We start from the raw sequence: 7,788 nt of genomic DNA, 5'->3' as shown, positions 1-7,788 counted from the left end.
CTCCCACAGGGTCCCTGCTAATTCAATGAGTTATGTGCAGTTCTATGAGAGCGGGTTTACCCGCGAAGAAGCCACACTGGCCTGTCAGCCATGCACCCAGCGCCGATGCAGCCCACGCGCCAGGGCATCCAGCACAAACCCCAGCACCCCGATCAGCAGTACCATCGCCATCAGCTCGGAATACGCCAGCCGGTCGCGGGTATCGAGAATGAAGTACCCCAGCCCCGCACTGACCCCGAGCATTTCGCACGGCACCAGCACGATCCACAGGATGCCGATAGCCAGGCGCACGCCGGTCAGCACATGGCCGATCACCCCCGGCACGATCACCTTGCACAAGGTTTCCCGGCGCGTGGCACTCAAACTACGGCTCAACTGCAACCAGCGCGGGTCCAGCTGCCTTACCCCGGCCGACGTGTTCAACAAGATCGGCCACAACGCGGCAAACGCCAGCAGAAAGTAGACAGGCTGGTCCCCCACGCCCATCAGCATTACCACCACCGGCATCCACGACAGCGGCGAGATCATGCGCAGAAACTGGAACGCCGGCGTGGTCGCCGCCTCCAGGTGCCGGTAGCTGCCCACCAGCAAGCCCAGCGGCACGCCGATCAGCAGCGCCAGCAGCAGCCCGATCAGGATACGTTTGAGGCTGACCCAGATATGCCCGTACACCTCGCCCTGCCCCAGCAACTCGACCAGGCTGGCCAGGGTCGCTGCCGGCGAAAAGCGCGCCGACAGGCCATCGGCCTGGCCGAACAGCGCGACACCGGCCCACCACAACAGCAACAAACCCAGCAACCCGGCCAGCCCCAGGCCGGCATGAACGACATGCGTGCGCATCAGACCGCGAACTCCTCGCTACGCTCGAAGTTATCGGCGATGCCGAACACCGACGGCCCGCCAACGGTAGCAATGGCGTTGCGCACGAAGCGGTCGTCGACCAGGTCGCGGGCGGTCTGTGCCGGGTCAAGGCCGGCCAGGAACGCGCTGTCGCCCTCGATCAGGGTGGTTTTCAGGCGCTTGACCAGTTCTTCGGTGTAGCTGGGGAACGGGTAAGGCTGGAAATCGATGCGCTTTTCGTCCCACTGCTGGTGGCGAATGGCGCCACTGGCAATGTAACCGGCACGGTCCTCGGCGGCCGGGGCCAGCACTTTGCCGAGCACCGCAGGTTCATGCGGCGTGTACTTGTTGGGGCCGGCCTTGGACAACAGTGCGGCGGCCTCGGCGCGGTGGTCACGGGTCCAGTGCTGGGCCTTGACGATGGCGTTGACCACCTTCTGCGACCACTCCGGGCGGTTGTTCAGGTCGTGCTCGTGCATGAACACCACGCAGCAGGCGTGGTTGCGCCACACATCGCCGGTAAAGCGCTGCACGCGGCCAACCTTGAGGTTCTCGGCCAGGGCGTTGAAGGGCTCGGCGACGATATAGCCAGCGATGCGTTTGCTGGCCAGCGCCGGCGGCATGTCGGACGGCGGCAATACCAGCAGGTTGACTTCGTTGCCGGCCAGTGGCGCATTGGCCGGCTTCGACACCGGGGTCAGGCCGTTGTCGTCGAGCATCTGTTGCAGCACCACGTTGTGGATCGAGTACCAGAACGGGATGGCCACGGTCTTGCCGCCCAGCTGTTTCATGTCGCTGATGTCCGGGGCCACGGTCAGGCCTGAACCGCCCACGTGGTTCCAGGCCACCACCTTGGCCGGCACCTTGCTGGCGTAGCGGGCCCACACGGTCATCGGCGACAGCAGGTGGATGACGTTGACCTGGCCGGAGATGAACGCCTCGATCACCTGCGCCCAGCTGCGCAGCAGCACCGGGCGCTCGGCCTTGATGCCTTCGGCCTCGAACAGGCCGTTGTTGTGCGCCACCAGCAGTGGCGTGGCGTCGGTGATCGGCAGGTAGCCAATACGCACCGGCGCGTCCGGCTCGGCGGCGGCCCGGGCCTGCAGGCTCGACAGCAACGGCAGTGCTCCGGCGGCCGTGAGCATGGCGCCGAGCTTGAGGAAATCGCGACGCGAAGAAGAGGAACAGCAGTCATCCATGCACATGGACAGCCTCCGAGGGCAATGGGGTTGGGGTAGGTTCGACTGTGCGGCTTGCCCGCCGAAGGGTTTTGAGGATTTCGATGCGCAAGGCGCCCAGTTCCTCGACCCGCTGCGTCCGTGGTTGCGGCAGGTCGATGTGCCACTGGCCGAGGGTGTGCGCTGGGTGGTTGCCCAGTAGCAGGACCCGGTCGGACAGCAGCAGGGCTTCGTCGATATCGTGGGTGATCAGCACCGCCGCCGTATTGTGGGTGGCGATCAGTTGCAGCAGCAGTTGCTGCATGTCGGCCCGGGTCACTTCATCCAGCGCGCCGAACGGCTCGTCGAGCAACAGTACTTCGGGCTGGCGGGCCAGGCAGCGGGCCAGCGCGGTGCGCTGGGCCATGCCGCCGGACAACTGCGCCGGGTACTGGCCACGGGCATGGGCCAGGCCCACGGCGGCAATCGCATGGTCGATGCGTGCGCGCCGTTCGGCGGCGGCAAGTTTTGGCTGGCGGGCGAAGTCCAGGCCGAAGGCGACGTTCTTCTCCAGGTTCAACCAGGGCAACAGGCTCGGGTCCTGGAAGGCCACCGCCAGGCGTGGGTGCGGGCCCTGCAGCGGCTGGCCGTGCAGGGTCACGCTGCCACCGCGGGGCTGCTGCAGGCCGGCCAGTACCCGCAGCAAGCTGGACTTGCCGACCCCGCTGGGGCCGAGGATGGTCACCACTTCGCCGGGGGCCAGCTGCAGGTCGAACTGCGCCAGCACCGCTTGCCAGCCACCCTCGCGCGGGTAGCCCAGGCTGATGTCACGGGCTTCGAGCAACATTTGGCTCATGCCGCGCCCGCCTGGCGTTGCAGTTCGGCGCGCAGTTGCACCAGGCTGGGCGTGACGATCGGCACGAAGGCCGACTCGCGCCAGCGGCGGGCAAAGCCTTCACCGTACTCGCTGAGGTAGGCCTTGCCACCACTGGCCTGCAACTCCAGCTGTACGGCGTCGGCAGCGCTTTCGGCCAAGGTGATGCGCAGCTTGAACAAGGCCGCCGGCTGCTGCTGGAAGCGGCCATCGAGCAGGCCCTGCTTGAGCTCGTTCACGGTGTTTTCCAGGCGTTCGCTGAGCACCTGACGTGCTTCGTCGAGGAATGAGGCACGGCCATGCAGGTGTGCCTGCACTTCCGCCAGCGCCCGCCGCGCCAGGCCAATGGCCATGCCGCACTGCAGCGCCAGGAACGCCGGGCGTACCCGGGGCAGGAACTCACGGGCATTTTCGTGCAGCAACCAGCCACGCTGCAATTGCACCTGGTGGAAGGCCAGTGCTGCGGTGTTGCTTGACTGCAGGCCCATCAGTTGCAGGTCGTCGGAACGCTCCAGGCCCTGTGCGTCGGACGGGATGGCCAGCACGAACGGTGCACCACCGGCTTCGTCTTCGATAGCCGCAGCCACCACGAAGCCGCTTTTGCGCAAGTTGGTCACCCAGTGCAGGCACCCTTCCAGCAGCCAGCCATCGGCTTGCGGGCGGCCACGCACCTGCAGCGCTTCGATGCCGGACAAGAACTTCATGGCGTTGGACAGCCCGGTGGCACCGGCCAGTTCGCCAGTCAGCAGGCGCGGCAGCAGGCGCTCGCGCAGGGGCTGGTTGGGGCTGTTCAACAGGTATTCGATGAAGGCGCGCTGGCCCCAGCAAACGAACGCCGCTGCCAGCGAGCGGCTGGCGATCGCGGCGATGGCCTCGACCGCGTCGGTCACCTGCCCGCCCGTGCCGCCCTGGGCGGGGTCGACACCGACGCGCAGCAGCTGCGACTCGGCGATTTGCGCCAGCACCAGCTGCGGCTCGCACTGGCCCCGGTCAATGGCCTCGGCATTGGCATCCAGCCAGCGTCGAAATGCACAATCTTGCATGGTCTTGCTCCTTTGAAAACGCCGGGGCCGCCTGGCGGCCCATTCGCGGCACAAGGCCGCTCCTGCAACGATCGCGGTACGACCGGTGTCACGCGCGGATCATGCAGAAGGTTGCCAGCGGTACTTGCCGAGCTCGTCATTGAGCGGCGTCTGGGCGAACACATTAGCAAAGTTGCACAGGGTTGCGAGGCTCACGCCCAGAATCACCTCCAGGGCGTTGCCTTCGCTGAAACCGGCTGCGCGGAAGGCCTGGTAAGTGGCCTCGCTGACATTGCCGCGGGTGGCGATCACTTCGCGGGCGAACGCGGCCAGGGTTTCATACCGGGCATCGGGCAGCTCGCCACGGGCACGCAGGGCATCGACCACTTCCTGCGGCAGCTTGGCCTTGTTCAGGGCCACGGCCGTGTGGCCAGCCACGCAGAAGTCGCAGCCATGCTGGGTGGCGGCAATCAGCTGCACCACTTCACGCTCGGCCAGGCTCAGTTCGGCTTTGCCGTTGAGTGCCGAAACGGTCACGTAGGTTTCCAGCGCAGCCGGGGCATTGGCCAGTACGCCCAGCAGGTTGGGGATGAAGCCGGAATTCTTCTGGGCGTTCTCGAGGAACGGACGGGCCGCTTCCGGGGCGCTCTGCAGCGTGTGTAAAGTAATGCGCGAGGACATGGAGTGGTCTCCTTTGATGAGTGTCACTACAGTCTGTTGGTTATAAGAACTACCCTCCATATTCATCAGTCGCCTTTCCTTGCTCTTGAGTCTTTGCATTAGATGATTTCGTCCAGCCACCTTGTCGATTGGTTATTAGAGGGCCTGGAGCTCGATGCCAGCCTGTTCCATGTGGGCCGCTACTGCCGCGGCTGGCACGCCAGCACCGAAGGCATGGGCCGGGCCAGCTTCCACTTGGTGGTGCAAGGGCATTGCTGGCTGCACATCGATGGCCAGCCCGAGGCACTGCGCCTGGAGGCGGGCGATGCGGTGTTCCTGCTGCGCGACCTCGGCTATCGCCTGGCCAGCGACCAGGACCCTGCAAGTGCCTGCGCCCAGCCACGCCAGCAGATGCAGGCCATGGACGTTGATGCGGTCGATGGCGTGGGCCTGGTATGTGGTTTCTTCCACTTCAGGCCGGGGTTGTCGGCGCTGATCGTCGACAGCCTGGCCGACTGGATATTGCTGCGCGCCGATGAACCGGCCGGGCATGCGGCGCGGGCGTTGTTCGAGCTGATCATGGAGGAGTGCCGGCGCGCCGCCGGGCCTTCCCAGACGTTGCTGGAGCGGCTGACGCACTTGCTGTTCCTGTATGTGCTACGCCAGCAGGTGCATGCCGGGCAATCGCTGGGCGGGCTGGTCGCCCTCGCCCGGCAACCGGCGTTTGCCGGTTTGCTGGAGCAGTTGATCGAGCAACCGGGGCAAGCGTGGACGCTGGAAAGCATGGCCGCCTGTACCGGGTTGTCGCGGTCGGCGTTTTTCAAGCGTTTCAATGAACTGGCCGGACAGTCGCCGGGGCAAGTACTGCTGGCGCTGCGCATGCGCCTTGCAAGCCAGTTGCTGCGGGCGGGGCATACCGTGGAGCAGGTGGGGGCACAGGTGGGGTATCAGTCAGTGGCGGCGTTTACCCGGGCGTTTGCCAAGGCGGTGGGGCTGCAGCCGGGGGCGTATCGGCGGCAGCATGAGGGGCGTTAGCCTGCACTGGCCTCTTCGCGGGTGAACCCGCTCCCACAGGGATATCACAATCTCTGGAACCTGTGGGAGCGGGTTTACCCGCGAAGAGGCCGGTGCAGGCAGCAGATTCAGACCTGACTGACCGGAATATCCCCTGCCCCTTTGCCCTCCCGCCGCTCACCCATCCAGGCATTGACCTTCTGCCCGAACTCGGCCGGCGCCTTGCGCCCGAACCGCCGCGCCAGATCAAGGATGGTCTGCTGCGCCAGGGCCTCTTCCATGCGCTTCTGCGCACCCAGCATCACCGCGTGGATCGCGCAGGTGCCCTCGGTCGCCCAACCCGGCGGCGATCCCTCGAACAGGCTGCAACGCTCGCGAACTTCGCGGCAGTCGAAGATCTTCTTCGGCCCGTCGATGGCATTGACGATATCCAGCACGGTGATTTCATCCGACGGCCGCGCCAGCCGGAAGCCGCCACGCACGCCCTCGGTGGCGGCCACCAGACCGGCACGGGCCAGCTTGGTGAATACCTTGGCCAGGTACTCCTGGGGTACACCCTGCAACTCCGCCAGGTCGCGCACGCTGGACTCGCGCGAATCGCCCCGCTCGTCCACCAGGAACAGCAGGCAATGGATACCGTATTCGACGCCAGCACTGTAGAGCGACATATCTATCTCCGACCAATCTTGTCGCAAATAATACGCCTATAGCATCCGCACCGCAAAGCGCAAAGCTGCCGTCTGTCGGCCTTGTTTATCCCTTAAGCCCAGTAAATACAGCTATTCGAGCCGTGAAATGGTCATGCGGAGTGTCGGCCTGTGAGAAAAAAGACTTGCACGCACTAACTACGATCAATACAGTCGTAGTTATTCGAGAGGCACACAACCCGCCCTCGAAGCCCCTTTCGAACCTTGCGGAGCACCTTCATGAAATCGAACATCCTCATCATCGGTGCCGGCTTTGCCGGTGTATGGAGCGCCCTGAGCGCTGCGCGCCTGCTCGATCAGGCCCAGCGCGCCGACATCAACGTCAGCGTCCTCGCTCCACAGCCTGAACTGCGCATCCGCCCGCGCTTCTACGAGGCCGACGTGCACGGCATGAAGGCCCCGCTGGGCGAGCTGTTCCAAGCGGTGGGCATTCACTTCATCCCGGGCAATGCCGACAGCATCGATACCGAAGGGCGCAGCGTCAGCTACACCAACGCCCAGGGGCACCGGCAACAGATCGCCTACGACCGCCTGATCCTCGCCGCCGGCAGCCAGGTCGCACGCCCGCCAGTGCCTGGCCTGGCCGAACATGCATTCGATGTCGACCAGATGGAATCGGCCATGCGCCTGGAACAGCACCTGGTCGGTCTGGCCGCCCAGCCCGCTTCGCCTGCACGCAACACTGTGGTGGTCTGTGGCGGTGGCTTCACAGGTATTGAAACCGCCACGGAAATGCCTGCCCGCCTGCGTACCATCCTCGGTGCCAGTGCAGCGGTGCGGGTGGTGGTGGTCGACCGCGGTGCGCAAGTTGGTGCGGCGCTGGGCGCCGGTATCACGCCGTCGATCATCGCAGCCTGCGAACAGGCCGGGGTCGAGTGGAAGGCCGGGGCCTCGGTAGTGGCTGTCGATGCCGGTGGCGTTACCCTGGACAACGGCGACCATATCGCCAGCAACACCGTGATCTGGACCGTTGGCGTGAAGGCCAGCCCGTTGACCGCACAGGTTGCCGGCGAGCGTGACCACTTCGGCCGGCTGAAAGTGGACGGCCACCTGAAGGTGCTCGGCCAGGACCATGTGTACGCCACGGGCGACACCGCCTGGGCCGCTGTGGACGAGCTGGGCAACCACGCCCTGATGACCTGCCAGCACGCCATCCCCATGGGCCGCCACTCCGGCAACAACGCCGCGGCCGACCTGCTCGGCCTGCAGCCGGTGGTGTACCGCCAGCCCAAGTACGTCACCTGCCTGGACCTGGGCGAATGGGGCGCGACGTTCAGCGAGGGTTGGGAGCGCGAACTGAAGCTGCACGGCCAGGAAGGCAAAGACCTCAAGCGCCAGATCAACTCGGTGTGGATCTACCCGCCAGCGGCTGATCGCGCCCTGGCACTGGCCGCTGCCGACCCGCTGATCGCGATCGTCTGACCGCAGCGAGGTGCGAGCTGAAACAACCGGGGCCGCGTTGCGGCCCATTCGCAGCGCAAGGCTGCTCCTACATGCAACGCGATTCCTTTGTA

Annotated in this window: 8 protein-coding genes; 2 read left to right on the top strand and 6 right to left on the bottom strand. The window is 65.5% G+C overall.

Translation table 11 applies throughout. From position 1 onward, the window contains the following. Positions 1–84 precede the first annotated feature (84 nt). The 5 genes from MJ643_RS16775 to MJ643_RS16755 form a co-directional block, all read right to left on the bottom strand. Entirely contained in the window at positions 85–840 is a 756-nt protein-coding gene (locus tag MJ643_RS16775; protein WP_013973020.1) for an ABC transporter permease, read from the bottom strand. After that, positions 840–2,045: an ABC transporter substrate-binding protein gene (locus MJ643_RS16770; protein ID WP_003259241.1), complete on the bottom strand. Its 1,206-nt coding sequence runs from the start codon at positions 2,043–2,045 to the stop codon at positions 840–842. The genes MJ643_RS16775 and MJ643_RS16770 overlap by 1 nt, the downstream gene beginning before the upstream one ends. Further along, positions 2,032–2,853: an ABC transporter ATP-binding protein gene (locus MJ643_RS16765; protein WP_038409780.1), complete on the bottom strand. Its 822-nt coding sequence runs from the start codon at positions 2,851–2,853 to the stop codon at positions 2,032–2,034. Before MJ643_RS16765 ends, MJ643_RS16770 begins: the two co-directional genes overlap by 14 nt. After that, positions 2,850–3,914, bottom strand: coding sequence for an acyl-CoA dehydrogenase family protein (locus tag MJ643_RS16760; RefSeq protein WP_208209393.1), 1,065 nt, complete (start codon positions 3,912–3,914; stop codon positions 2,850–2,852). Before MJ643_RS16760 ends, MJ643_RS16765 begins: the two co-directional genes overlap by 4 nt. Positions 3,915–4,013: 99 nt before the next feature. Continuing rightward, positions 4,014–4,574, bottom strand: a complete 561-nt coding sequence (locus tag MJ643_RS16755; protein ID WP_003259243.1) for a carboxymuconolactone decarboxylase family protein — start codon at positions 4,572–4,574, stop codon at positions 4,014–4,016. Between the two features lie 102 nt (positions 4,575–4,676). On the opposite strand from MJ643_RS16755, the gene MJ643_RS16750 reads away from it, so the two are divergent. After that, complete coding sequence (locus MJ643_RS16750) at positions 4,677–5,588, top strand: AraC family transcriptional regulator (RefSeq protein ID WP_208209394.1); 912 nt, start codon at positions 4,677–4,679, stop codon at positions 5,586–5,588. Positions 5,589–5,695: 107 nt separating this feature from the next. On the opposite strand, the gene MJ643_RS16745 is transcribed toward MJ643_RS16750, so the two are convergent. Further along, positions 5,696–6,235 carry an Rrf2 family transcriptional regulator gene (locus tag MJ643_RS16745; RefSeq protein ID WP_003259245.1) on the bottom strand — a complete coding sequence of 180 codons (540 nt, stop codon included), beginning with the start codon at positions 6,233–6,235 and terminating at the stop codon, positions 5,696–5,698. A 258-nt stretch (positions 6,236–6,493) separates the two neighbouring features. On the opposite strand from MJ643_RS16745, the gene MJ643_RS16740 reads away from it, so the two are divergent. Next, a complete protein-coding gene (locus tag MJ643_RS16740; protein WP_013973025.1) occupies positions 6,494–7,696 on the top strand; it encodes an FAD-dependent oxidoreductase in 1,203 nt (400 codons plus the stop codon). Positions 7,697–7,788: the final 92 nt, after the last annotated feature.

The sequence above is a fragment of the Pseudomonas sp. PNPG3 genome, from assembly GCF_023093815.1.
Classification (GTDB): domain Bacteria; phylum Pseudomonadota; class Gammaproteobacteria; order Pseudomonadales; family Pseudomonadaceae; genus Aquipseudomonas; species Aquipseudomonas asiatica.
Note: the sequence above shows the minus strand (reverse complement) of the source record. Positions and strands in the feature narration are given on the sequence as shown.

Bases quoted from the DNA above. Each gene is read 5' to 3' on its own strand.
- MJ643_RS16755 (WP_003259243.1), bottom strand. From the start codon at position 4,574: ATGTCCTCGCGCATTACTTTACACACGCTGCAGAGCGCCCCGGAAGCG.
- MJ643_RS16760 (WP_208209393.1), bottom strand. From the start codon at position 3,914: ATGCAAGATTGTGCATTTCGACGCTGGCTGGATGCCAATGCCGAGGCC.
- MJ643_RS16745 (WP_003259245.1), bottom strand. From the start codon at position 6,235: ATGTCGCTCTACAGTGCTGGCGTCGAATACGGTATCCATTGCCTGCTG.
- MJ643_RS16770 (WP_003259241.1), bottom strand. From the start codon at position 2,045: ATGTGCATGGATGACTGCTGTTCCTCTTCTTCGCGTCGCGATTTCCTC.
- MJ643_RS16775 (WP_013973020.1), bottom strand. From the start codon at position 840: ATGCGCACGCATGTCGTTCATGCCGGCCTGGGGCTGGCCGGGTTGCTG.
- MJ643_RS16765 (WP_038409780.1), bottom strand. From the start codon at position 2,853: ATGAGCCAAATGTTGCTCGAAGCCCGTGACATCAGCCTGGGCTACCCG.
- MJ643_RS16750 (WP_208209394.1), top strand. From the start codon at position 4,677: ATGATTTCGTCCAGCCACCTTGTCGATTGGTTATTAGAGGGCCTGGAG.
- MJ643_RS16740 (WP_013973025.1), top strand. From the start codon at position 6,494: ATGAAATCGAACATCCTCATCATCGGTGCCGGCTTTGCCGGTGTATGG.